The organism is Frigoribacterium sp. CFBP 13605 (assembly GCF_014839405.1).
Taxonomy (GTDB): Bacteria; Actinomycetota; Actinomycetes; order Actinomycetales; family Microbacteriaceae; genus Frigoribacterium.
Map to the genome: position 1 here is coordinate 1 of NZ_JACYNS010000036.1, position 22,001 is coordinate 22,001.

Sequence of the window (22,001 nt, forward strand, 5' to 3'; positions counted from 1 at the left end):
CCCTTCTACGTTCACGTGCGGCATGACGGCAATGTTGTGGTCGAGGGCTCGCAGCTTCACTGGTGGACCTTCGGCGCCGGACGCACTGACGATGACGGCATGGCGGCAGCGAAGGACCTGATGGAACAGGTCGTGCTCTACGGCGGCAGCATCAGACGCACGTGGCGAGGCGTCACCTTGCTCGACGAACACGGTGACTACTTCTCAGGGCCGATTCCGGGGCCGAGGCTGCCATTCCGGCCCCAACGTCTCCACTTCCGCGCCTACAGCTAGCCTCATCCTGCCCGCACAGAACGCAATTACGTTCAATACATATGTTCTGCATTTTCGACCGCCGCCCGACAGGGGATTTTTCACCGAGATGCGTTCCGGACTGACCCATCAAGACGGTCAGGTCAGCGCAGCTCGAAGAAACCCTCGACGCGCGGCAGCGTCCGGTGGTTAATCGGCTACTGCAGTTCAGGTTCTTGCCGGACAGCTTTCCTGTGGCTAGCGACGCCCAACACCGTATTGACCAGGCCTGTAGCAGCGAGAAGCCAACCATAGGCCTGGCCAGTGACCACGGCCCCCAATCCTGCGAAGAGGGCGACTAGGGCGCTCACCACCACGACGACCGACCAGCGTCTACTCATGCACTGATTATGAGCCCTGCCCCGTGCCTCGTTAGGCGATCGTTGACCGAGATCAGTTTCGGACTGACCTATCGAGACAGTCGTCGCCCCGCAGCTGCGGGGGAGTGGCTAGCGTCCGCCGGTGGTCGGTGACCGATCGCCTATCGGCCGAAGGTTTTGGACTCCCGGGGCCTAGAAAGTTCCCCTAAAGGCGAGGTGCTGGTGGTCTGCGCCCTGAGCGAGGCGATCCGGCTCAGTCCTCGACGGGCACGGAGCATGACACTGACGGTCAGTACACCCCAGAGCACACCGGGCAACACGGCCAAGATGATTTCGGCTACGCCTTCAGCCGCTCTGGCGCGGTCTACGGCCCACACGCTCCAGATGAAGAACAGACCGAGGTAAAGCCACCGGGCACGGAGCGCATCCTCGATCCGTTGAAGCGATGTCCGGAGCTGCGCTGGTGACATGTGTACCGGCATGGATTCACCGGCGACCCATCGCCGGACAGCAACGTAGTTTGGCCTGCCGCCTTCTCGCTCCCAGAACCAAAAGCCCAGGCCGATGGCGACGGCCGCAGCTAGGACCGCGACCGTCAGAGTGGGTGTCAACCCGAGTTCGGAGAAGTGCGCTGCACGAAAGAGCAGCCACAGGCACACCGCCGCCAGGGCACCGAGAAAGAGATGAGCTACTCCCCCGAAACCGATTGAAGCGCGACGGGTGGGCATAACCGCAATCTATTCTCCGGGCGTGAGTTCGAGCGGTTTTGGTGTCTTATCTCGTTTTGGAGCGATGGAGTGAGGCGGGCGCAGGAGATCAAGGGTGTCTCAATAGACCATCGTCCTCCGTCCGCGTTCAGTGGTTCAGGCGGCCAGGGCGCGAGCTGCGGACAGTTCTGACTATCGCGATGACGAGGAGTACCAGGCCAAGGAGTGCCGGGGCGTAGGTGGACCCGGTGAGGAGCCAGGTGTCAGTTGTTCCTCGGGTGGTCTCGATGACCGAGCCAGTGACGTAAGTGCACTCGCGAGCGAGTGGCCAGGCAGAGAAGGACCCCGAAACCAGGTGCGTTTGGAACTGTGAATCTTCGAGATACGGGCCCTCGACGGCGCACTTATAGGTCGTGCCTTTGTAGACGTAGAGCAGTCGGACAGCGAGGAAGAGTGCTCCCGACGCGGCGATGAGTGCGGCGCCGGCCAGGCCCTGGAAGGGATAGGACATGAACAAGCGGCGCATTGACCTAGCTAAGGGCTCATGGCCGTCAGACACATCCACCGCAAGGGCGACTCCGGGGAAGCAGCCCATGGAGCGCCGATAGGGGATCGCTCCCCGGGCACTGCCTCACGGCGCGCTACGCGCGGGCCACTCCTCGCGGAACTCTTTGATCTCGCCGTCGGCGTCATCGCGACGGAACGTGCTGACGAGCGTGATTGGCCCCGTGAGATTCGCGTTCAGTTCATCGAGGCGTTCCGCCGGAATCCAGTACTCAAGGATGCTTCGCCCACCGACCTGCTGGACGTCGAAGCCCTCGAGGAAGCTCCGACGCACCGAGAACCGAGTGACATGGCCAACGCCCGAGGCCTTCACATTCCAGTCTCGGGCGATGCGCACGGCATAGTCCTCGTTCAGTACCGGGTAAAAGATTGGCTGATCCGGCAGTCTCGGGGGCCACAGCGACCAGCCACTCGCCTTGACGAGTTCGAGTTCCTCCGGGCCCGTGGGCCGCCAGAGTACAACGCTGCTGTCAGCGTCCGATCGTGTGGTCATGGGAACAGAATGCTGGATGGAACGCTCATTTCCTATCTGTTTACCCGTCGACGTGGGCGAGCGTCGACGAGGCTTCTCCGCGGCGCCCGATAGACGATCCACCATCGAGACCACGTTCGGGCTGTGCTGAGTCTGACCACTTAGAGACCTCTTGCCGGTGCCCATGGTGAGAGGCGTGTGCATCAGTTGCCTTCAGCTAGCACCCTGCTTCGCGCATACGAGCCGGTCCACCGTCGAAGTATCAGGATCTCCCAGGGGAGGGTGATCGCTCCGCTCAACGGGCCGTGTTCGCGAGGGTAGATCGTGTATTCAAGTCGGAGTCCTTCATCTCGAAGCTCGAACGCCAGATGTGCCTGCACCACGCGGTCGCTTTCGCCAAACCAATCTGCGTTGTCGCGCGCGTACTGGACGTGCCCCACGTCGTCGGAGATGAGCTCGACGACTGTCTGGCGACTCCTGGTGAGCAGATCGCGCACCATCTCGAGGTTGACGCCACGCAAGCTCACCCTCACCGGATCGTCGTGTCCTTCGACGAATCCCATGCTCGAGCGGGTCTCTCGGAACGGCGCACAGAACCCGAAGAACGAGAGGAAGTAGCTGACTTTCGCGAGTCGCCCGTCATCGGTCCATGCGAAGAGATCGCCGTTGGGGCCGACGGGCGTCGCGGCGAGCCGTATCGACGCTGCTGTCGACTGGTTCGACCGCGAAGGTGCCTCTCGTGGTGCATCGCTGTAGAGCGTCGAGGAGAACGAGTCGTAGGCAAGAGCGCGGGTGGCTGGGTCAAGGGAGCACTCCAAGAACAGCCGCGAATCAGCTACATCGGAAGGCCACTCGCTGCGGGGGCCGGAGTCGGCGGGGTGAGGTCGTAGTGCCGCCGAGAGGTCGATCCGGACGACGCCTGGATCAACGGCGGCGTCATCTGCCAAAGCGGTGACTTCGATGCGCCAGTCAGACACCCCGTACTCCGAGCCACCCCCCGGTAGCCGGACACCCCCAGGCGCATCGACGGAAAGGGACAAGGGGGCCGAGCGGGCGGAGTGCAACACGTTACCGATCAGGCTCCCGACGCCGACTGGCAGACGCAAGGTGGCGCCTTCACCGTCGGAGGTGAGGTACCCCGATTGCTGGTCTCTGTCGGCCGAGGCGGCCGTGAAGAACTGGGCGGCAGACTCGTCCCCGGAGACTTCGATCGTCGTCGCTTCAGTGGTGATCCGATCCATCCCCGGGAATGACAACCGTCCGCGTCCGTACACCTGCCCCTCAGTACCGATCATCGCGTCGCGTAAGTGCACTGTTCCCCTGGTCTCGTCGCTTCGTCGAGCATGCCCAACCGAGAGTAGCGAGACCACCCCCAGGGCAGGAGCCCCCGCGGCAGAGTGCGGGCCTGGGTTTTAGCGAGTGGCTGCTGGCCTGGGGTCCTTTGCACGCAGGTCGAGCGCGATGTCGATCCGATCGGCCGTCACGCGCCTCCTGTTTGGGTTGCCCATGCCTGTAGAGCTCGCCGAAGGCTCAACGATCCGCTTCGAAGCCAGTCCGGTAACCCATCGGTCACCGGCCGCGGCGGGATGCGATGATGCCGTAGATGAGGCAGCCGAGCCCACCCAGGGAACATGCTCCGACGACAAGCCATCCGGCGTAGCCCCTGCTTGCGACAGAGAGATCGGCTGACGTGAAAAAGAGCGTGGCGGCGACGGCGAGAGCTCCGAGGCCCAGGACGATCATGATGGGGGCCTCGCTGCGCTTCACGGGGTCATCCGACCTGCATTAGTAAAAGGGTCGGCCACGGGAAGCGTCTCTGCCCCGTCTCATTAGACGATCGCTCACCGGATCGCGTCGCTCGGCCACCAACGTCACTCATGAATGCGATCGGCCCGGGCGTTTCGAATGAGGCGCATGGCGAGTGATCCGGCTGTGAAGAGGACGGCGTAGGCGACGAAGGCACTCCACAGGGGCGCTTGGACGCGGTCGATGAGGAACCAGAAAAGCCCACCGCCGACGAAGATCAAGACGAGGTCGAGGAGGACGGTTCTCGCCGGCAGCCACGGCGTCGGGCGCTCAGTCACTGCAGTTGCGTCGACGGGGCGAGCCTGCGGCAGTCCTTCTTCGTTGCTCATGGGACGAGCATGCCCCACGACGTGATCCGGCATCGAATATCGTCCCGATAAGGCATCGACCATCGGCTTGGGCGCTTGCGAGTCAGCTCAGGGCGGCGCCGACGCCAGCTACGAGAATTCCGGTCCCCAATCCGATCATGATCGTCATGGTGAGGAAGGGGCGGCTCCCTACTTGGACCCTTCCTCGTTTCCTGAGGTTGAAGGCGTAGACGAAACCCGCCACGACGACGAGAGCGCCGATGATGGTGATGACGAGCGGAACAGTCTCCATGATTTGAACCGTAGTGCAGGGCTGTGGACGGATTGGCCGCGCGTTCGCGTTCGCCGCTCGATAGGGGATGGCTTGACGAAGAGCCATGCGCGCGCGAGTAACGACTCCGAACCGTGCCAGGTCTGTCGCGGTCCTCGTCGCCGACGCTGACCCTCGTCGACAAAAGGGATGATGGGCCCATGTCGAAGCGAGCAAGCCGACCGTCCCCGGACGATCCGACGTCTGGCGTCATGAGGAGAGCTGTGACGAAGGGTCGTTTTGCGGTGCGGCCCGGGACGTTCAACCTCGCTGGACAGTTCTTCACCCCGGACGGTGGTCGACTCGAGAAAGAGACCGCCGATGTCGATGCGGCGGAGGTTCGGGCCCTAGTTCGGCGTGGTGCCACCGTGGCGTTCGAGGGGTGTGGATGCGGTGGCGGTGGATGCACGCCCGCCTGGCCGAGTGCGATCGACGTCCGTGCGGCGGCCGCCGCAGCTGAGCCCGTCTTCATGAGGAGGCAAGGGATTCCGACATGGGCAGACGTCTGGGCCATGGAAGGAACGCGCGTCGTCTTTCTCCACGGTGACGTCACCTGGGGTTCCCTGCTTGAGTGAGATGGGTGGCAGGACAGCGCGTTAGTGCCGACAAGCATGCATGCAAATTAAGTGATCGCAAGCGTCCCGATAGCCGATCGTTCACCGAGATCCGTTTCGGACTGACCTATCGAGACGGCCGACGCTCCATAGCTGCGGGGGAGTGGCCAGCCGCCGCGATTAGTCGGTGATCGATCCCCAAGCGGGCGCTGCTCCGCGGTTTAGGCGGTGGGTGCTGCCCCGGGGTTCGTGTGCCAGCGGAACCGGTCCGCGAGTGCGGACAAGATCGGTACACGTGTGAGCAGAACGAAGATTACGTAGCCGAGGATTCCCCCGAAGGTGTTCCAGATGAAGTCGTTGACGTCAGCGACGTGACCACCGGAGAACAGCTTCTGCGCGGCGAGTTGCAGTAGCTCGATTGTCAGGCTGACCACCGCCGAGGTCAGCAGCACCTTCCACCAGGACGGCCGGCGCATCAGGAGCGGTATGAGGATGCCGAGCGGTATGAACACCGCCAGGTTGGTGAGCGCGTCCGCGAGCTCGTAATCCTGGAACGGGATCAGTGCCAGCGCCGGCTCCCATGGCTCAGACCTTGGCGTCGGGTTGAGAAAGATCGGGAAGACCGTGTTCGCGAAGATTCCCGCGGCGTAGACGGCGATGGCGGCCGCGACAGCCGCGCGCGGCCGGGTGAAACGTTGCCCCCTGAGCAGGAGCGCAAGCTGGATGAGGAACACGACGGCGCCGACGGGGACAGCGACCGGTAGGACGGGGACTTCGCCGAACGGGTTAGTAGACATCCGGGGAAGCCTAGTGACGCTGAGCTGCTGCAAGGATCTGATGACCGTGGACGGTCTCGGTAACCGATCCCGGGGATCGAGTATTCGGGCACACGAACGTGGCTCGACCGAGCCACGTTCCGGCACTGGTGGCGGTCCGGAACGGAAAGCGCGGCCAGCTGAGACCCGTTCCGCTTGGGGATCGGCCATCGAGACTCCGCCGCGCTTGCTGTCGATCTCGTAGCGCCTCGGCCTGGAGGGGCCATTCAGGTACCCCGCGGCTCGACGAGGGGTTCGGAGCCGATGACTTCCAGCAGTGCGAGTTTCTCAGCGTCTCGAGAGCCCGCTGGTGCGGTGTAGAGCACGAGGTGCTGGTCCCGCTCGGTAATGGCGAGGGAATCGCAGTTAACGGTGATCGGCCCGGCTGGTGTGTGGCGGAACGTCTTCTGTAGGGGCGGTGGTGTCTGGACGTCGTGTCGCTCCCAGAGTTGTGCGAACTCGGCGCTGCCGGCGTTGAGGTCGTCGATGAGTTCGCGGACGCTCGGGTCTGATGGGTAGACAGCCTGGGCGCTACGGAGTTGGGTCACGACACCTTGCCGGAATGCGGCCTCGTCAGAGATCCCGTAGATCACCTCTGACGGCTGCCCACCGTCGAGGAAGGTCTTCCTCGCGAGGTTGCGATCGCGGGGAACGAGCAGAGAGAAGTCCTCCATGAGAGCTGCCGCCAGGTCGTTCCAGGCGAGCACCTCGAAGGTGGCCGACAGGACGATGCCGGCGGTAAGGGGGAGCCGTTCGAGCAGGGTCAGGATGCTCGGTCTGACGTCGCGGCGATGCAGCCCCGTCAGGGTGGGGGCGGTGCCGGCCAGCCGGTGCAGGTGGTCGGACTCCTCGGGGGTGAGACGCAGTGCGCCCGCGATGCCTGCGAGGACGACGTCTGAGGGCCGAGGAGCACGGCCCTGCTCAAGTCGGGCGTAGTACTCGGTCGAGACATGGGCGAGGACGGCGACCTCCTCGCGCCGAAGACCCGGTGTCCTTCGCCGAGGCCCAGACGGCAGGCCGACGTCTTCGGGGCGGAGACGCTCGCGGCGACTCCGGAGAAACGCTGCGAGCTCACCCTTGTCCATGCCACGAGTCTCCGCCCTGAGGAGCCGCAGATCCTCGTACAGTTTGTGCCTGGATGCGTATTCTCGGGGCGCCGACGCTTTCTACATGACGAAAAACAACGAGTCCACGCCGGTCGGCCTTCTGACCGGGAAGGTCATCTTCATCACCGGAGCCAGCCGCGGCATCGGCGCCGCAGCGGGCCGTCTCTTCGCTCGTGAGGGGGCATCCGTCGTGCTGGCAGCCCGCAGCACGGGGGCGCTGGACGCCCTCGTCGACGAGATCCGCACCCAGGGCGGCACTGCTGACGCCGTCGCGATGGACGTCGCCGACCGAGCCAGCATCCGCGCGGCCATCGATCGCGTCGAGGAACGCCACGGGCGCCTCGACGGGGCATTCAACAACGCAGGCATCAACCAGCGAGAGATGGGCCCACTCGACACCACGTCCGATGACGACATCGACGAGCAGTTCGCCGTCAACTTCCGGGCACACTGGGTCGCGATGGTCGCCGAGGCGGCCCTCATGCGGAAGTCCGGCGGGGGCGCGATCGTGAACACCTCGAGCATCGGCAGTCGACGCGCCGTGCCACCGCTGCCGGCGTACGGGGCCATGAAGCGGGCACTGAACAGCATCACGGAGACTGCGGCGGTCACCTGGGCTGCCGAAGGAATTCGGGTGAACGGCCTGATGCCCGGTGGAACCGCGACCGAGATGATGGACGAATGGGAGAGGAAAACCCCAGGGATCATCGAGGCGAACAACGCAGCCAGCCCCATCGGCCGCATGGCAACCGCTCTCGAAGTCGCCGAGGTCGCGGGGTTCTTCCTCAGTGATCGCGCCTCGGCAGTGACAGGTGCCATCGTGCCCGTCGACGGCGGCGCCAGCGCCTGAGACGGGGACGCGCACCCGTCCTGCGGCCGCACCTGAGTGGACCTGTTTCCGCCGCCTCCTCCGCAGTAGCTCTCGACGGGAGCGCTGCCCGATAGCCGATCGGTCAGGGGGCAAGTGGCAGAGCGTCAAGCGGGGCCGCAAGCAGACCGTTGCTTTCCGCTTGGTTAAGTGAATAATTTGTCCACATGGAAAGCAATCATGCTCAGAGTCCTGCCTCTGCCCGCGATGCCCTGCGTGGTCTCGAGGGTGACAGGCTCGAACTCGCGCGAAGAACGCGTTCACCGCGCTGGTATTACCCGGGGTTGGCGCTGTTCACGGCGGCGATACCCCTGGCTCCCCTTGCTGGAGGCGTGTGGGTCTTCGTTGTCATTGCTTTCGCTTGTCTCGGGCTCGTCGGCCTCGAGCGGGCCTTCGTACTCACGACGGGCATCTCCACCAACAGGGTTCCTGGCCCCAGATCGTTGCTCGTCCTCGTCGTGATGGGCATCGTGGTGCTCACGATGGTCTTCGTGTCCGGCCTCGCCGTGCATGCGGACTCGACTGCATGGGCGCTGATGGCCGGCGCGGTGAGCTTTCTCGTCATGTTCCCGGGCGGATACGTCTATGACCACTTCTACGGCCAGGAGCTGCGGCGTGGCGTCTAGAGCACGATTTGACGAATCGATCCATGCTCCGACGAGGCTCCGCCTGTGCGCTCTTCTCCGCCCCGTCGACCACATCGATTTCTCGGTCCTCGCCTCAACTCTCGGGCTGAGCGACGCAAACCTGTCCAAGACCGTCCGCGCGCTCACGGAACTCGGATACATGAGCACGACAAAAGAAGCCTCCACGACCAGGCGTGACGCGCGTCGAACCACCCGCATCGCACTCACGCCCGCCGGCCGGGACGCAATCGACGGGCACCTCGCCGCCCTTCAAGACCTCGCATCAGCCAAGGACCTGAGCGCTACGGCAACCGACCGTTGACTGCCCGATAGCCGATCGGCTACCGGGAGGCCGCCGAGCTGCCGCGGCGCAAGCCGCAGCGGCCTACGTGAAAAGCGCCAGGGGAAGCGACACCACGAAACACACGGGCGGTACGATCGCGATGCCACCACAGACGCCGGCCCATCGGCCAGTGCGGCCGCCTAGCGCGCCGGCGATGAGCGCGAGAACAATCGAGGCGACCAGCAGGAATGGCACGGCGAACCAGACCATTGAGGTCCACTCTGCGGCGGAGAACCAGAGCCACGAACCCTCGGCGCAGGCCGTGACGAAGCAGACGATGAGGGTCAGCGGGGCGAGCAATCGAGCCCGACCGGACGGCTCGGTCTCGGCGGCGGGGCCGCCTTCCAGCCAGGCAGACGAGTCAGCGAGGGAGTCACGGTGGGGGAGCGCTGCCACCTCCGCCTCAGCCCGGCGGAGCAATTCGCGGTCGGCCTCGTTCATGCCCTGACCCTAGCGCCGGCGTGGCCACCGGCCGCGTAGCACCCTCGAATTTGCCTCGCATCCTCGATGACTCGACTCCAGAGCGTGTCCGATAGGGGATGGTGCAGCGGCCGTTTCGACGCGTGATGGACGCGAAGGAGTCAGGTTCGGTGGCCCAGGGAATTGCTTGGATTCTCTAGTGTTGCGGCATGGCTGACCTCCCTTCGATGGAAACACTCGCGGAGATATCCACGCATTGGGGTCAGCGTTGGTCGCCGGCGCCGCCTGGTTCGGTGGAGGACTACCGCTTCGGCAGTGGGGTCCTCTTGGAGTTCGACAGGCTCCCGACCTTGCATCAGCATGCCGAGCAGGCCATGCAATACGCCGAGATCATCTTCCGCGACCTGACGCTTCTTCGAGCCCTGAGGCAAGGCGCATCCGACGCCAGCGTCTTCGTCTCGACTTTTGCGTGGTCTCGTGGACCGGAGCCTGAGGATCGTGACTCGTGGCTCAAGCGTTTCCTCCCGGCACGCCTATGGCAGTCGGACATCAGCGTGACGTGGATGGCCGATCCAAACTTTGCCGAAGAGCTCCCCATCTACGAGCACACGTACGTCACCCAGCTCGGACTAGACGATCCTGGCCTTGCTGCCGCGTTGGCGCTGTCCTCAGGGATGGATGGGGAATCGTTGGCGATCTACCCGTCAGATGCCTCGTGGGTGTTCACCCAAAAGGAGGACGGGGCCTTTGTCCGGACTGACGGGGACAGAGCTGCCGAATTGGTGGCTCAGTTCCCTGAATGGGTCGGGCGGGCAACCCACGTGAGGCCATCGAATGCCCGGTTGGAAGATCAACGCGACTGGCAGATCGATTTCTCGTATCTTGACGAGCGGACTGCTTCGCGCATCCTGGACATGGCAGAGACCCAGGGGCTTCTGGAATGGCCAGCAGGTGGACGCCTCGTTGATCCTCGAGACGATCACAAGCTGGCCCTCTCTCGAGAGCAGGGGCAGCGCCTCCGAGTGCTCGCTACTGATGCGCCGGGCCTCGTCGTGGACGACTTCACGGGCGAAGGGCGCGAGATGACCCCGGCCATGGTGCGGGAGGAGATCGAAGAAGGACAGGACCCCCTGGCGGGTCTCGACGAGTTCATCGACGAAGTGGCCTACCGTCATCCCGCCGAGGCCAAAGACGGCCATCTTCCGAAGCGTTTCTGGAGCCCACGGCACAGTTACGACGGCATCGACGGATCGGATCTCGCGTCTACCTGAAACACGCAAAAGTCCGAGGGCCCGGCGTCTTAAAAGGGGATCGTCATGCGGGGCTCGATGTCGGGCGTCGGTTGATGGTGTCGCCGTTCCAGGAGAGGTCGGAGTCCTCCGTGACCTGGTAGACCTCGAAGCGGTCGTCGGTGAGGATCGATTCAATGAGTGGTTGGGAGCCGGCGACGATGGTGGAGTCCCAGTCGATTTCGGTGGCGAGTACCCATGCGTGATCCTCCGGCCAGAGCAATTGCGGTGGTTCGTCGCTTCGGAAGCCGATGCGTGGACCCCAGCCAGGCGTTGCCAGCTCCGCAGTACCGGTGTGCGCCAGAACGTAGTCGTAACGATCGATGGCGACCGATCGGCCGACAAGGCTCTGGCCGGTGCCGCCGACCCAGTACGCCGCGAGGGCGTCGTCTGGTGTCGCGGTCTGGACCCTCAACAACGGCGCGAGGGCTGCCAGAACTTGCGGGTCGAGGTGCCCGATATCGCTGGTTCCACCCCGTGGCTCATCAAGGTCAAGTAGCCGCTCCCACTGGACGAGAGGGTGCATCACTTTGCCCGCCGCGGTGGCGACGTCGGACCATCGGCGGTGTTCCCAGCGGCCGTCTCCCGTGGGTCGGGGGTGGAGGATGCGCGCGTAGGCCTCGAAGCCGTACCCAGCGACGGAGCCGACCTTCGCCCACCCTCTGACGCGGTGCATCCGCGGCCCTAGCCAAGCAGCGCGTTCGACATCATCGATGATCTTCATGCTCGCGACCCTGCCACGCGTGCAAAGCCGTGCCAAGGACGAGTAGTTGTTCAGGGGCTGCGCCGCGTCAGCAGATACACCCTCGGGACGGCGGGCCGCATTAGGCCGCATTAGGCAGTACCTTCCGGAGAGTGTCGTCCACAGCCGACCTTTCGGCCCGCGAGGTTATTTCTCTTGATCGATACGGAGCCACAGGTGCCCTCCAACGTTCCTCGCTTGAGAAAGCTCATGGGCGTGGCCACGATCTTCTATGTTCTGGCTGCCGCCCTGTTCATCGCCAAGGTCTTCAGTGACCTGCCAAATCTGCTCATGCTCCTAGGCGTGGGACTGATCGTGATCGGCATCTACTTCAATGTTCGAGCCATGGCTGAGATGCGACGCTAGAAACCGTTCCTTCACGAAACCGACCTAGAGGGGAACGCTCTGCGTCCCGATAGCCGATCGTCGAGCGGAACGTAGAAGGCTGCTTAGCGTGGGCGTCGGGACCGAGCAAGAAGGACAGCCCCGTAGATCACCGCGCCGAGGCCGATTGGTATCAGGAAGAACTCGAGTCCCTTCGTTAAGAAGCTGACGCGGCCACTGAGGATGATGGCCCACCAGGCAATTCCACCCAGAATCGCCGCAAGGCCCATCACGATCCAGTAAACCGGTCGCGGATCGCGACCATCGGGCAGCTTGTCGTTCCACACACGCTCAGGATGGCAGATCGCCACCTCACCTCAGCCCGTCTCCGCTGGTAGGTGCCCGATAGACGATGGGCCACGGGGCGCGGCTCGCCTCGGGGGTGTAGTGACGGCTGAAGCGGGCCGGCTAGTTCGATAGTCACGACCATCCCGTCGACGAGGCACTTCCGCGGCGCGGCTTCGGTACATGATTACGCGTGGCGTTATGGGCGCAGGGTCAGCTCCGCTTGGATGCTTGAGACCTGCCCGTTGAACGGGTGCGGAGAGAGGTGTTGGGGGCATGTGGAAGTGGCGTGTGTCGGGTGGCTGCGTCGTCGTTCTGGGCATCGCCACGCTGGTGGTCGGCCTATGGCTTACGGATACTTGGCTCTCAGGTGATCTCGTATCCACCGGCCGAGGTCACCCACTCTTGGTCGTCACGACTGGTGGGCTGTTCGCGTGGTTAGGTATCGGTCTTTTCACCCACCCGACGCGGGCAGCAACACGGCTGACTGGTGGCGATGAAATCATGGCTCGAGCTCGACGAGCTCATGCAACGGCACAGCAGGACGCGGCTCGACGCGCGCGGCGGAGGGCTCGCTCAGCTCGGTGGCCATTCAGGTGGTTTGTTCGCGGTTAAGGCGTGCTGCCCGGCAAGGGATCGTTCATTGGATCGATTCGTTCCTGCGGTGNTGGTGTCGCGGAGCCATCCTCAGCAAGCACGAGGATGTCCACGACCCGACCGCGGATACGAGTTTCGATGGGGGAGTCGTGGTGGGTCTCGATCAACCGCACTTGTCCGTCCGCGTCCCGCCAACGAAGACAGCCCAGGTCGACTACATCGTTGCGTTCGATCGCCGGGCCGCAACATTCGTGCTCCCAATCGCCCACTTCGACTGTGACTTTCAAGGGTGCTCCTTCCGTGGCTCGTGTCTGCACGTTAGCGGAGCCAAAGCTGGTGCCCGTTAGTCGATCGCTGACCGGACCCGATCGGAGACCGCCGAGGACTGCTGCGGTGGAGGTGATCATCGGGACGGGGTGCCCGGAGGTGCTCTGTCGTGAAGGTGTCGGGTGTCTGTCGGGTCCGTGTCGTGGACCTCGGGGCTGGTCGTTCTTAGTGTGAGGTGCATGAACGAGACACGGATCGTCGATCTCCGGACCCAGATGGGTTGGACCCAGGAACGCCTCGCAGACGCGAGCGGCGTGACCGTCCGCACCGTCCAGAGGCTCGAGGCGGGCAATGACGGGAGCCTCGACACGCTGTCGCGGGTGGCGAAGGCCTTCGGCGTACCAGTCCGTGACCTCTTCGTCACCGTCACCGAGGACGACTACGGCCGCTCGGTCACCGCCCTCGACGAGCGGACGACTCGCCAGCAGGATCGGCGAGGCCGGGTCGAGGACGGCTTCCGAGCCCTGTACTACGGCGTGGGCGTGCTCTTCACGATCACCGTGGTCGTCGCAGTCGCCACCGACGTCGTGCCGAACGTCGTGATCTTCTCGATTCCCGCCTACTGGATCGCCGGGTGGTTGCTGTCGATGTTCTTGTTCCTCGTCGTCCTCAGCCCCCGCCTGGACCGCGCCTATCCCCTCTCCCGTGCCGCCACGGATGAGGCGACGAGCGGGTAGCCACAGCGTGTCGCTGGGAACTCGAAGCGCGTTACCGCCGTCAGTCGACGGGTCAGTCCGGAGAGGGACGTGCCGGGTGGCTGAACTGGATCATCCGATCTGCTGGCGGTGGGCCGGCCGTCGGATTCGTCCAGGCGACGCTCACCCGCGAGGGCGCTGACCTCGTCGCTGATCTCGCGTGGCTGGTCACGGCCTCGGAACAGGGTCGCGGTCTCGCCGGGGAGGCGGCGACAGCCGTCGTGACGTGGCTGACCTCGCTGGGTGTCGGGCGCCTTCAGGCCTACATCCACCCCGACCACGAGGCGTCAGCTCGGGTGGCCCGTCGGCTCGGGCTCGTACCCACGTCGACGGTCGTCGACGACGAGATCCTCTGGGAAGCCGTCGTCGCTCCCATGGCACAGCGGCACGAGGGCGTCCGTCAGTCGATCGTCCAGCGGGGGTAGGTGCGGATCGGCCGTCGGGGATCAGCCTCGTGGTGGAGTCGGGGCTCGTCCGGCCATCGCGATCGGTCGCCCGACGGCAGGTCCGTGCGCTCTCGGGCGACCCGGTGCGGCGTCCCAGCCCCGCGGCGCATCATGAGGCCATGCCCGCCTTCCGCCGCCCCTCCCGTCCGTCCCACCCCGTCCGCGTCGAGCCCGGTCCCGGGCAGGAGTCCGTGTGGGACTACCCCCGCCCGCCGCGCGTCGAGCCCCGCACCGAGCGCGTCGTCGTCCGTCTCGGCGGAGTCGTGGTGGCCGACACGACGGCCGCGATCCGCGTGCTCGAGACGAGCCACCCGCCCGTCTACTACCTGCCCCGCTCGGACTTCGCCGCAGGAGCCCTGTCGCGCGCCGAGGGACGCAGCCTCTGCGAGTTCAAGGGCCAGGCCGGCTACCTCGACGTGACCGGCGGGGGAGTCGTCGCGCGCCGCGCCGGCTGGTCCTACGCCGAGCCCTGGCCCGGCTACGAGTCCCTCGTCGACCACGTCGCGCTGTACCCGGGCGCCATGGACTCCTGCGAGATCGACGGCGAGGTGGTCCAGGCGCAGGAGGGCGACTTCTACGGCGGCTGGATCACCGCGAACCTGGTCGGTCCGTTCAAGGGCGCACCGGGCACGATGGGCTGGTAGGGACGAGGGCCCCGACAGGAGGAGACTGGACGGATGTCCAGACGACCCCGCCCCCGCCCCACGTCCCTCGCCCGCACCCTGGGCCGCATCGCCCTCGGTGGCGCCCTGGTCTTCGCCGGCACGAGCCACCTCACGTTCGCCCGCGAGCCGTTCCAGGCCCAGGTACCGGAGTGGCTGCCGCTCGACGACGACTTCGTCGTGCTCGCCTCCGGCGTCGTCGAGATCGGCATCGGCGCGGCCCTCGTCGTCGCCCCCAAGCACCGCGTGACCGTCGGCTGGGTCGCCGCGGCGTTCTTCACCGCGATCTTCCCCGGCAACATCTCGCAGCTCGTCACGCACACCGACGCGTTCGGCCTCGACACCGACGGCAGGCGCGCCTTCCGCCTGGTCTTCCAGCCGCTGCTCGTCCTGCTGTCGCTCTGGTCGACGGGCGCCTGGCGCGACCGTAGCAGCATCGGCCGCCGCGCCAAGTAGTCACGGTCGGCCCCGACGGGCCCCGACCGGCTCCGACGGGCCCCGACGGGCCCCGACCGGCCGACCGGCCCCGACCCGAGGAGGCGCGGCTCAGCTCGACAGCGCCGCCACGACCACCTCGGCGTCGGGGAACCACTTCGTGTAGTGGTCGGGGTCGGCGTTGACCTGGACGGCGTGCGCCGCCTGGGTCGGGGTGAGGTCCTTCCAGCCCGGGATGGCCACGAGCTTCGTGAAGAAGCTGGTCGCCGCCGTGTAGGGGTCCATCCGCTGCTCGTAGGTGCCCCACTGGCCGTTGTCCCGTTGCTGGAAGAGCCCTCGGCTGTCGGGCCCGACGGCGTCGCCGTAGTCGATGTTGCGGAGGCTCGACTCACCCATGGCGGTCATCACCCCGATGGCCTGGGTGTGTTCCCCGATGCCCTGCGCCCGGGCGGCCAGCATGATGTACGCGGCGTTCACCAGCCGGTCCTGGCAGTACCCCGCGACCGGCCCGGCCGGCACCTCGATGTCGCCGACCATCACCGGGTCGACCTCGGGGCAGGCCGGCACGGGCGTCGACGTGATCGCCGTGACGTCCTCGTCTCGGGGCGCCGTGAGCGCCGAGACGACCATCGCGACGGCGACGACGAAGGCGACGAGCCCCACGCCGAACACGACGGAGACGGCGATCAGCACGCGGCGCACGGCGGGCCTCCTGAGGGTCGGGTGGGGTGGCGATCAGCGGGCGGCGACCGTCACGGAAGTCGTCGTCGAGGATAGGCGATCCGCTCGGCAGTTCGTCCCGCGTCGGCTGGGCGGTGGGTGTGCCTCCCTCCGAATGCCCTGGCAATCCGCCGCCGACATGCCGGTAGCGTTGCCCGCCGTCGACCCGACCACTCGGGCCGCGGCAGCCGGGCACCGCCCCTCCGCAGCTCGATCGCCGCGGCGCCCGTCCCTGCGACCGGCGCCCGAGATCCAGAGGAACGTCGTTCATGGGAACCCCACCCACCCCTGCCCGCGAGACCCGTCCCGACCGCCCGACCCGCGCCTCCGGACGGAGGCGCCCGCGGCGTCTGCGCGTCGACGACGTCACCGTCGTCGACCCCGCGATGATGAAGCGCGCCATCGGCGGCACCGTCGTCGGCAACACCATGGAGTGGTACGACGTCGGCGTCTACGGCTACCTCGCCGTCACGATGGGCCGGGTCTTCCTGCCCGAGGCCGACCCGTCGCTGCAGATCCTCTTCAGCCTCGGCGTCTTCGCCTCGACCTACGTCGCGCGTCCGCTCGGCGGGGTCGTCTTCGGCCGCCTCGGCGACCGGGTCGGACGTCAGAAGGTGCTCGCGACCACGCTCATCCTGATGGCGGGCGCGACCTTCCTGATCGGCGTGCTGCCCGACTTCGCCGCGATCGGTGCCCTCGCCCCGATCGCCCTCGTCGTGCTCAAGCTGCTGCAGGGCTTCTCGACCGGTGGGGAGTACGCCGGGGCGACGACGTTCGTCAGCGAGTACGCACCCGACAAACGGCGCGGATTCTTCGCGAGCATCCTCGACCTCGGCAGCTACCTGGGCTTCGCGCTCGGCGCCGCGGTCGTGTCGGTGCTGCAGTTGCTGACCACCGAGCAGCAGATGCTCGACTGGGCCTGGCGCCTGCCCTTCCTGCTGGCCGGCGTGCTCGGCGTCGTCGCGATCTACTTCCGCCTGAAGATCGAGGAGTCGCCCGCGTTCCAGGCGACGCAGGACGCTCAAGAGAACAAGGTCGGCGAGATCGCCGACGCACAGGGCCGTCCGCGCAACACCCTCGCCCTCGTCCGGCAGCACTGGCGTCCGATCGTCATCGCGATCGGACTCGTCGCCGCCTCCAACACCGTCGGCTACGCGCTGACCAGCTACATGCCGACCTACCTGACCGACTCGCTCGGCTACGACCCGCTGCACGGCACGCTGCTGACCATCCCGGTGCTCGTGCTGCTCGCCCTGCTGCTGCCCGTCGCCGGGCGCCTCAGCGACCGCATCGGCCGACGTCCCGTCATGTGGCTCGGTGCCGCATCGGTGCTGCTGCTCGCCCTGCCCGCGTTCCTCCTGATCGGCGTCGGCAGCATCGTCACGACCCTCGCCGGGCTGTCGCTGCTCGCCGTGAGCGTCGCGCTCTGGGTGTCGAGCCAGGCGTCGTCGCTGCCCGCGCTCTTCCCGACCGCGAGCCGCTACGGCGCGATGGGCGTGTCGTACAACGTCGCGATCGCCGTGTTCGGCGGGACGACGCCCCTGATCATCCAGGCGCTGCTGCAGGCGACCGGCAACGAGCTCGTGCCGGCGTTCTTCCTGATGGCGACCTCGCTGGTCGGAGCCGTCGCGGTGTGGTTCATGAAGGAGTCGTCGCAGCGCCCGCTGCCCGGCTCGATGCCGAGCGTGGCCACCGAGGCCGAGGCGCACGAGCTCGTCGAGACGCAGGACGCCAACCCGAACATCGACCTCGGCGACCTGCCCTTCCTCGACGCCGAGCCCGCCCAGCCCGTCGACCCCGCCGAGCCTGACGAGTCCGCGGCGACGACCGCCTCCGCTGCGTCGTCCTCGCAGGGGACCGCGCGCTAGAGCAGTTCGGCCCGATCGGCGAGGTACGCGGCGAGATCGCGGACCTCGCCGGTCGCCGTGCCCCACCGCACGAGGGCGTGCCCGTCGCGGACGAGGAGGCGCTGTTCGCCGCCCTGCAACGCCGCGGTCGACAGGTCCACCGGCTCGTACCCGTAGTTGACGACCTCGCCCTCGGCGAAGTGGCCGCGTACGGCCGCCCGCCGTTCGGCCTTGCGCTGCTCGACCTGGGCGGACAGGTGCTGCGAACGGGTCGGCGTGACCGCCCGGGTGATGCGTCCGGTCTCGAAGACGCGGCCGTCGGTGCCGAGCAGCAGCACGCCGAGTCGCCAGGCGCGCCCGGCGGGCTCGAGGGACTCGGCGGTCTTCACCACGACGATGCGCCGGGCGGGCTTGTGGCGGGCGAGGGACTCGGTGCGCGCCCCGCGCGCGGCCAGGTCGGCGGCCGCCTGCTCGACGAGGGCGCGGAGCGAGGCGGCCGCCTCGTCGTCGGAGGGGAATTCGGGGGCCGGCACCGCGCCTCCTGCGGTCGGGTCGTCCACGTGGTGCTCGGGCGGTGGGCTCAGGCGTCGTAGCCGTGGTCGAGGAAGTCCTCGATCACGTCGACGACGAACGCGTGGTCGTCGGCCTGCGGCAGGCCGGAGACGCCGGCGGAGCCGACGACGCCGACGCCCGTGACCCGCACGGGGAACAGCCCGCCGTGCGCCGCGTAGAGGCCGGTGTCGAGGCGCGACTTCTCGTCGAACGTGCCGCCCTGAACCCGGAACGACTCGCCCACCCGGTACGAACTCTGCCCGTAGCGCTCGACCACGCGGGCCTTGCGGTCGAGCCACTCGTCGTTGTCGAGGCTGCTGCCGGGCAGGGCCGCGTGGAACGCCCGCTGCCGACCGTGCCGCACGGTGACCGCGACGGCGAGGTCGCGGCGTCGGGCCTCGGCCAGGAGGTGGGCGCCCAGGTCGAGTGCGACGTCGAGGGTGAACTGCCGGAAGACGAGGCGCTCTTCTTGTTCGATGAGGGTCTGGAGCAGGGTGTCGTCGGTCATCGGTGGCCTCCTGGGGTGGTCGGGCGAGCTGGTGGGTCGGCACGGGCGCGCGGCGGCGCGCCGTCGCGGGACGACCCGAGCCTAGGCCCGGCCCCCGTCAACGGCCTGGTGGCGCCGAGAGGGGTCAGGCCGAGGCCGCGGCGCAGGGCGACCCCTGGCGGGCGAGCAACCCGCAGTAGACGCCCACGAGGTCGTCGGCCGAACGCGACCACGGGTGGTCGAGGGCGTGGGACCGGGAGGCGCGCGAGAGCCGGTCGCGCAGCCCGGCGTCCGCGAGCACCTGCGTCATCGCCCGGGCCCAGGCCTGCGGGTCGCGCTGCGGCAGCACGATGCCCGTGACGCCGTCGACCACCGATTCGCGGAGGCCGCCCGACGCCGCGGCGATCACCGGGACCCCGCTGGCCGCGGCCTCGAGAGCGATGAGCCCGTAGGTCTCGGAGTGGGAGGGCACGAGCACGAGGGCTGCGTCGCGCAGCAGTGCGGCGAGGCCGGGCCGTGACCGCGGGCCCAGGAAGTGCACGGTGAGGTCGAGTTCGTCGCTCAGGGCGCTCAACTCGGACTCGTAACCGGCGAACTCGGTCGAGGCGCCGCCGGCGATGACGAGGTCGGGGCGCACCTCGGCGGGGACCGCCGCCACCGCGCGCAGGGCGAGGTCGGGTGCCTTGAGCGGTTCGAGTCGCCCCGCCACGACGACGTACGGGCGGCCCGGGGCGGTCCGGCCCGCCTCCGCCGGGTGGAAGAGCTCGCCGTCGACGCCCGGCAGCACGACGTGGACGCGGTCGGGCGAGCCGCCGAGACGGGAGGTGACGGTCTCGGCCTCGGCGTGGCTGATCGCGACGACGGCGTCGGACTCGCGGGCGAGCCGTTCTTCGCCGGCGATCCTGCCGGGGGACTCGGCGCGTTCGCCGTGCGAGAGGGGGGTGGAGTCGTGGGCGGCGATCGAGTGGAAGCTCTGCAGATGGGGCACGCCGAGGGCACGGGCGACGGGAAGCGCGGCCATGCCCGAGAACCAGTGGTGCGAGTGGACGACGTCCCACGGGCCGAGCTCGGCGAGCCGGTCGCGGAACTCGTCGACGTAGAGCTCGTTGCGCCCCTTCGTGACCGGTTCGGCCGGGCCGGCGTCGAGGAACCGCAGCGTGACGCCGGGGGCGAGGGCCAGGCTCGCGGGCTCGTCGGGCGAGGACCGGCGGGTCAGGATCTCGACCTCGTGGCCCGCGGCGCCGAGCGCCTCGGCCTGGTTGCGGACGACGACGTTCATGCCGCCGACGTCGCCCGACCCGGGCTCGGCACCGGGGGACGTGTGCAACGACACGAGGGCGATGCGGAGCGGGGAGGAGGCGGTGGTCACTTCCCGAGGGTACCGGCCCACCGCCCCCGCGGTCTGCGCGTCGCCGGTCAGGCGACCCCGCCCGCCCAGTAGGCCCGGACGTCGTCGAGCACGGCCTCGGCCTGTCGGCGACCGGCCTCCGCCGCGGGGCGACGGGTGGTCGTCGCGAGGACGTCGGTGCCGAACGCCTGCAGGGACTCGGCGTCCGCCTGGACGACCAGCACGTCCCGGCCGGCGGTGCGGCGCGCCTCGACGACCTGTGGCAGCGTGGGCCCGAGCGGCGAGACGTCGAGCTCGGGTCCGCACGACAGCACGAGCACCCGGTCGTAGTCGTCGGCGAGGTCGGCGTTGGTGCCCGAGCGCACGCCGCCGTCCATGGTCGGGCGGCCGTCGACGTCGACGGTGGGCCAGACGACGGGCACCGAGCAGCTCGCGGCCACGGCCCGGTACAGGTCGACGCCCGAGCCGGCGTCCAGCGGACGGAACGAGCCGTCGGTGGCGTCCACGGTGCAGACGGTCAGGGCGGCGTCGGGCCAGGCCGCGCCTCCGAAGCGCTCCCGCATGGCCGTGACGAGTTCGGGTTCGTCCGCGACCACGGGCGTCTCGCGCGCCAGGGCGCCGATGCGGGCCCGCGCCTCCTGCTGGTCGGTCGCCCCGGCGAGGGCCTGCCCGAGGGTCTGCTGGAACACCTCGGGGTCGATCGAGCCCGACGGCAGCTCGGTCACGGCCTCGAACTGCTCCCGCAGGCCCTCGTCGACGCGGCCGAGCCGCACCATCGTCCCGACGACGGATCCGGCCGAGGTGCCGACGACGAGGTCGGCCTCGTCCACGGGCACGCCCGCCTCGAGCAACCTCGACAGCACGCCGAGCTCCCAGGCGATGCCGGTGATGCCGCCACCGCCCAGGACGAGGGCGGTGCGGGTGGGGGTCGTGGTCGTGCTCATGTCTCTCCTCGGTCGTGGTGGCGGTCCGGGCAGGAGGCGCGGTGCGTCACCCGGGGCCGCGCTCGACACTAGGCCGGTCACCTCGCCACGTCCTCGGGCGGGTGTCAGGCGGAGCGCAGCTCGTCGGCGCGGCCGAGGTCCTGCACGTGCCACTCGGTCTGTGCGAGGGCCGAGCCGAGCCGGTAGCCGTGCAACGAGGCGATGCCGCCGCTCCACGACATCCGCTCGGCGACCTGCCACACCGTCGGCCGGTCGAGCGCGTCCAGGGCGGCGGCCGCGTCACGGCTGCGGTCGGCGCGGTGCGCGATCAGGGCCTCGGCCCGTGCGCGGAGGCCGACGAAGCGGTACTCGTGGCCGGGGCACGCCTCGAGGGCGTCGGGGCCGGCGACGTCGAGCGCCACCATGCGGTCGAGCGAGGCGAGGTAGTCGGTCAGCGGGTTCGCTCCCGTGCGCCCGCCGAGGCCGATGCCGGGGTTGATCCGCGGCAGCACGTGGTCGCCCGTGAAGACGAGTCGCTGCTCGGGCTCGACGAAGCAGAGGTGGCCCGCCGTGTGGCCCGGGGTGTGCACCGCACGCAGCAGCCGTCCCGCGACGGGCAGCACGTCGCCGTCGCCGAGCAGCAGGTCGGCGGTGAGCGCGGGCAGGTGGCGACCCGACCCCCACGACGCGACCAGCGCCTCCTGGTCGTCCCGGGGCGCGCCCCACCGGGCGATGTCGGCGTCGGCGGCCGC

At 67.8% G+C, this 22,001-nt stretch carries 26 protein-coding genes and 1 pseudogene; 12 read left to right on the forward strand and 15 right to left on the reverse strand.

Features of this window, described 5'->3' with window-relative positions; all coding sequences use genetic code 11:
• On the forward strand, positions 1-273 hold a 273-nt coding region (locus IFT36_RS08940), incomplete at its 5' end, for a hypothetical protein (protein ID WP_200412924.1).
• Between the two features lie 1,676 nt (positions 274-1,949).
• On the opposite strand, the gene IFT36_RS08945 is transcribed toward IFT36_RS08940, so the two are convergent.
• From IFT36_RS08945 to IFT36_RS08965, 5 genes are all read right to left on the reverse strand, one after another.
• Positions 1,950-2,375: an ADP-ribosylation/crystallin J1 gene (locus IFT36_RS08945; protein ID WP_192123769.1), complete on the reverse strand. Its 426-nt coding sequence runs from the start codon at positions 2,373-2,375 to the stop codon at positions 1,950-1,952.
• 182 nt (positions 2,376-2,557) lie between these two features.
• Entirely contained in the window at positions 2,558-3,595 is a 1,038-nt protein-coding gene (locus tag IFT36_RS08950; RefSeq protein WP_192123767.1) for a hypothetical protein, read from the reverse strand.
• A 328-nt stretch (positions 3,596-3,923) separates the two neighbouring features.
• Entirely contained in the window at positions 3,924-4,121 is a 198-nt protein-coding gene (locus IFT36_RS08955; protein WP_192123765.1) for a hypothetical protein, read from the reverse strand.
• A gap of 104 nt (positions 4,122-4,225) precedes the next feature.
• Complete coding sequence (locus IFT36_RS08960; protein ID WP_200412925.1) at positions 4,226-4,489, reverse strand: hypothetical protein; 264 nt, start codon at positions 4,487-4,489, stop codon at positions 4,226-4,228.
• An 82-nt stretch (positions 4,490-4,571) separates the two neighbouring features.
• On the reverse strand, positions 4,572-4,760 hold the full coding sequence (locus tag IFT36_RS08965) for a hypothetical protein (protein WP_200412926.1): 189 nt from the start codon (positions 4,758-4,760) through the stop codon (positions 4,572-4,574).
• A 179-nt stretch (positions 4,761-4,939) separates the two neighbouring features.
• On the opposite strand from IFT36_RS08965, the gene IFT36_RS08970 reads away from it, so the two are divergent.
• Complete coding sequence (locus tag IFT36_RS08970; RefSeq protein ID WP_192123760.1) at positions 4,940-5,353, forward strand: hypothetical protein; 414 nt, start codon at positions 4,940-4,942, stop codon at positions 5,351-5,353.
• A gap of 200 nt (positions 5,354-5,553) precedes the next feature.
• Here the strand turns inward: IFT36_RS08970 and IFT36_RS08975 are convergent, their stop codons facing one another.
• Both IFT36_RS08975 and IFT36_RS08980 read right to left on the reverse strand, forming a co-directional pair.
• Entirely contained in the window at positions 5,554-6,129 is a 576-nt protein-coding gene (locus tag IFT36_RS08975; RefSeq protein ID WP_192123758.1) for a VanZ family protein, read from the reverse strand.
• Between the two features lie 245 nt (positions 6,130-6,374).
• Positions 6,375-7,232: a helix-turn-helix transcriptional regulator gene (locus IFT36_RS08980; protein ID WP_192123756.1), complete on the reverse strand. Its 858-nt coding sequence runs from the start codon at positions 7,230-7,232 to the stop codon at positions 6,375-6,377.
• Here IFT36_RS08980 and IFT36_RS08985 point away from each other — a divergent pair.
• From IFT36_RS08985 to IFT36_RS08995, 3 genes are all read left to right on the forward strand, one after another.
• Positions 7,231-8,103, forward strand: a complete 873-nt coding sequence (locus IFT36_RS08985) for an SDR family NAD(P)-dependent oxidoreductase (RefSeq protein ID WP_249408553.1) — start codon at positions 7,231-7,233, stop codon at positions 8,101-8,103. The two genes, IFT36_RS08980 and IFT36_RS08985, sit on opposite strands and share 2 nt — an antisense overlap.
• Positions 8,104-8,288: 185 nt before the next feature.
• Complete coding sequence (locus tag IFT36_RS08990; protein ID WP_200412927.1) at positions 8,289-8,747, forward strand: hypothetical protein; 459 nt, start codon at positions 8,289-8,291, stop codon at positions 8,745-8,747.
• Positions 8,707-9,069, forward strand: a complete 363-nt coding sequence (locus tag IFT36_RS08995; protein ID WP_200412928.1) for a transcriptional regulator — start codon at positions 8,707-8,709, stop codon at positions 9,067-9,069. The genes IFT36_RS08990 and IFT36_RS08995 overlap by 41 nt, the downstream gene beginning before the upstream one ends.
• 63 nt (positions 9,070-9,132) lie before the next feature.
• Here IFT36_RS08995 and IFT36_RS09000 read toward each other — a convergent pair whose 3' ends face one another.
• The gene (locus IFT36_RS09000) at positions 9,133-9,531 is read right to left on the reverse strand and encodes a hypothetical protein (RefSeq protein ID WP_192123752.1); all 399 of its coding nucleotides are present in this window, start codon (positions 9,529-9,531) and stop codon (positions 9,133-9,135) included.
• A gap of 188 nt (positions 9,532-9,719) precedes the next feature.
• On the opposite strand from IFT36_RS09000, the gene IFT36_RS09005 reads away from it, so the two are divergent.
• A complete protein-coding gene (locus tag IFT36_RS09005; RefSeq protein WP_200412929.1) occupies positions 9,720-10,781 on the forward strand; it encodes a hypothetical protein in 1,062 nt (353 codons plus the stop codon).
• 43 nt (positions 10,782-10,824) lie between these two features.
• Here IFT36_RS09005 and IFT36_RS09010 read toward each other — a convergent pair whose 3' ends face one another.
• Positions 10,825-11,523, reverse strand: a complete 699-nt coding sequence (locus tag IFT36_RS09010) for a hypothetical protein (RefSeq protein ID WP_200412930.1) — start codon at positions 11,521-11,523, stop codon at positions 10,825-10,827.
• Between the two features lie 234 nt (positions 11,524-11,757).
• On the opposite strand from IFT36_RS09010, the gene IFT36_RS09015 reads away from it, so the two are divergent.
• From IFT36_RS09015 to IFT36_RS09035, 5 genes and pseudogenes are all read left to right on the forward strand, one after another.
• On the forward strand, positions 11,758-11,907 hold the full coding sequence (locus tag IFT36_RS09015; RefSeq protein WP_158612826.1) for a hypothetical protein: 150 nt from the start codon (positions 11,758-11,760) through the stop codon (positions 11,905-11,907).
• A 1,406-nt stretch (positions 11,908-13,313) separates the two neighbouring features.
• A complete protein-coding gene (locus IFT36_RS09020; protein WP_123569981.1) occupies positions 13,314-13,811 on the forward strand; it encodes a helix-turn-helix transcriptional regulator in 498 nt (165 codons plus the stop codon).
• A 35-nt stretch (positions 13,812-13,846) separates the two neighbouring features.
• Positions 13,847-14,254, forward strand: a pseudogene (locus IFT36_RS09025) (GNAT family N-acetyltransferase); the annotation flags it as partial.
• 140 nt (positions 14,255-14,394) lie between these two features.
• Entirely contained in the window at positions 14,395-14,919 is a 525-nt protein-coding gene (locus tag IFT36_RS09030) for a DUF427 domain-containing protein (protein ID WP_200412931.1), read from the forward strand.
• A 33-nt stretch (positions 14,920-14,952) separates the two neighbouring features.
• The gene (locus IFT36_RS09035; RefSeq protein WP_056044953.1) at positions 14,953-15,393 is read left to right on the forward strand and encodes a DoxX family protein; all 441 of its coding nucleotides are present in this window, start codon (positions 14,953-14,955) and stop codon (positions 15,391-15,393) included.
• Between the two features lie 90 nt (positions 15,394-15,483).
• On the opposite strand, the gene IFT36_RS09040 is transcribed toward IFT36_RS09035, so the two are convergent.
• Positions 15,484-16,074 carry a hypothetical protein gene (locus tag IFT36_RS09040; protein WP_056044955.1) on the reverse strand — a complete coding sequence of 197 codons (591 nt, stop codon included), beginning with the start codon at positions 16,072-16,074 and terminating at the stop codon, positions 15,484-15,486.
• 287 nt (positions 16,075-16,361) lie between these two features.
• Between IFT36_RS09040 and IFT36_RS09045 the strand changes: the two genes are divergently transcribed.
• Positions 16,362-17,960 (forward strand): MFS transporter, encoded by a 1,599-nt coding sequence (locus tag IFT36_RS09045; protein ID WP_200412932.1) that lies wholly within the window; start codon positions 16,362-16,364, stop codon positions 17,958-17,960.
• Here IFT36_RS09045 and IFT36_RS09050 read toward each other — a convergent pair.
• The 5 genes from IFT36_RS09050 to IFT36_RS09070 all read right to left on the reverse strand — a co-directional run.
• Entirely contained in the window at positions 17,957-18,499 is a 543-nt protein-coding gene (locus IFT36_RS09050) for a hypothetical protein (RefSeq protein WP_200412933.1), read from the reverse strand. The genes IFT36_RS09045 and IFT36_RS09050 overlap by 4 nt on opposite strands.
• A gap of 20 nt (positions 18,500-18,519) precedes the next feature.
• Positions 18,520-18,999, reverse strand: a complete 480-nt coding sequence (locus IFT36_RS09055; RefSeq protein ID WP_200412934.1) for a heme-degrading domain-containing protein — start codon at positions 18,997-18,999, stop codon at positions 18,520-18,522.
• Positions 19,000-19,123: 124 nt separating this feature from the next.
• Entirely contained in the window at positions 19,124-20,347 is a 1,224-nt protein-coding gene (locus tag IFT36_RS09060; RefSeq protein WP_200412935.1) for a glycosyltransferase, read from the reverse strand.
• A gap of 47 nt (positions 20,348-20,394) precedes the next feature.
• Positions 20,395-21,270: a patatin-like phospholipase family protein gene (locus tag IFT36_RS09065; protein WP_200412936.1), complete on the reverse strand. Its 876-nt coding sequence runs from the start codon at positions 21,268-21,270 to the stop codon at positions 20,395-20,397.
• 104 nt (positions 21,271-21,374) lie between these two features.
• A partial coding sequence (locus tag IFT36_RS09070) for an MBL fold metallo-hydrolase (protein ID WP_200412937.1) occupies positions 21,375-22,001 on the reverse strand: 627 nt, incomplete at its 5' end.

Coding starts and splice junctions, on each gene's coding strand:
- IFT36_RS09055 (WP_200412934.1), bottom strand. CDS start 18,999: ATGACCGACGACACCCTGCTCCAGACCCTCATCGAACAAGAAGAGCGC.
- IFT36_RS08995 (WP_200412928.1), top strand. CDS start 8,707: ATGACCACTTCTACGGCCAGGAGCTGCGGCGTGGCGTCTAGAGCACGA.
- IFT36_RS09005 (WP_200412929.1), top strand. CDS start 9,720: ATGGCTGACCTCCCTTCGATGGAAACACTCGCGGAGATATCCACGCAT.
- IFT36_RS08950 (WP_192123767.1), bottom strand. CDS start 3,595: ATGGATCGGATCACCACTGAAGCGACGACGATCGAAGTCTCCGGGGAC.
- IFT36_RS09045 (WP_200412932.1), top strand. CDS start 16,362: ATGGGAACCCCACCCACCCCTGCCCGCGAGACCCGTCCCGACCGCCCG.
- IFT36_RS08985 (WP_249408553.1), top strand. CDS start 7,231: ATGCCACGAGTCTCCGCCCTGAGGAGCCGCAGATCCTCGTACAGTTTG.
- IFT36_RS08975 (WP_192123758.1), bottom strand. CDS start 6,129: ATGTCTACTAACCCGTTCGGCGAAGTCCCCGTCCTACCGGTCGCTGTC.
- IFT36_RS09065 (WP_200412936.1), bottom strand. CDS start 21,270: ATGAGCACGACCACGACCCCCACCCGCACCGCCCTCGTCCTGGGCGGT.
- IFT36_RS09000 (WP_192123752.1), bottom strand. CDS start 9,531: ATGAACGAGGCCGACCGCGAATTGCTCCGCCGGGCTGAGGCGGAGGTG.
- IFT36_RS08970 (WP_192123760.1), top strand. CDS start 4,940: ATGTCGAAGCGAGCAAGCCGACCGTCCCCGGACGATCCGACGTCTGGC.
- IFT36_RS08965 (WP_200412926.1), bottom strand. CDS start 4,760: ATGGAGACTGTTCCGCTCGTCATCACCATCATCGGCGCTCTCGTCGTC.
- IFT36_RS08960 (WP_200412925.1), bottom strand. CDS start 4,489: ATGAGCAACGAAGAAGGACTGCCGCAGGCTCGCCCCGTCGACGCAACT.
- IFT36_RS09035 (WP_056044953.1), top strand. CDS start 14,953: ATGTCCAGACGACCCCGCCCCCGCCCCACGTCCCTCGCCCGCACCCTG.
- IFT36_RS09030 (WP_200412931.1), top strand. CDS start 14,395: ATGCCCGCCTTCCGCCGCCCCTCCCGTCCGTCCCACCCCGTCCGCGTC.
- IFT36_RS08945 (WP_192123769.1), bottom strand. CDS start 2,375: ATGACCACACGATCGGACGCTGACAGCAGCGTTGTACTCTGGCGGCCC.
- IFT36_RS09020 (WP_123569981.1), top strand. CDS start 13,314: ATGAACGAGACACGGATCGTCGATCTCCGGACCCAGATGGGTTGGACC.
- IFT36_RS08990 (WP_200412927.1), top strand. CDS start 8,289: ATGGAAAGCAATCATGCTCAGAGTCCTGCCTCTGCCCGCGATGCCCTG.
- IFT36_RS08980 (WP_192123756.1), bottom strand. CDS start 7,232: ATGGACAAGGGTGAGCTCGCAGCGTTTCTCCGGAGTCGCCGCGAGCGT.
- IFT36_RS09010 (WP_200412930.1), bottom strand. CDS start 11,523: ATGAAGATCATCGATGATGTCGAACGCGCTGCTTGGCTAGGGCCGCGG.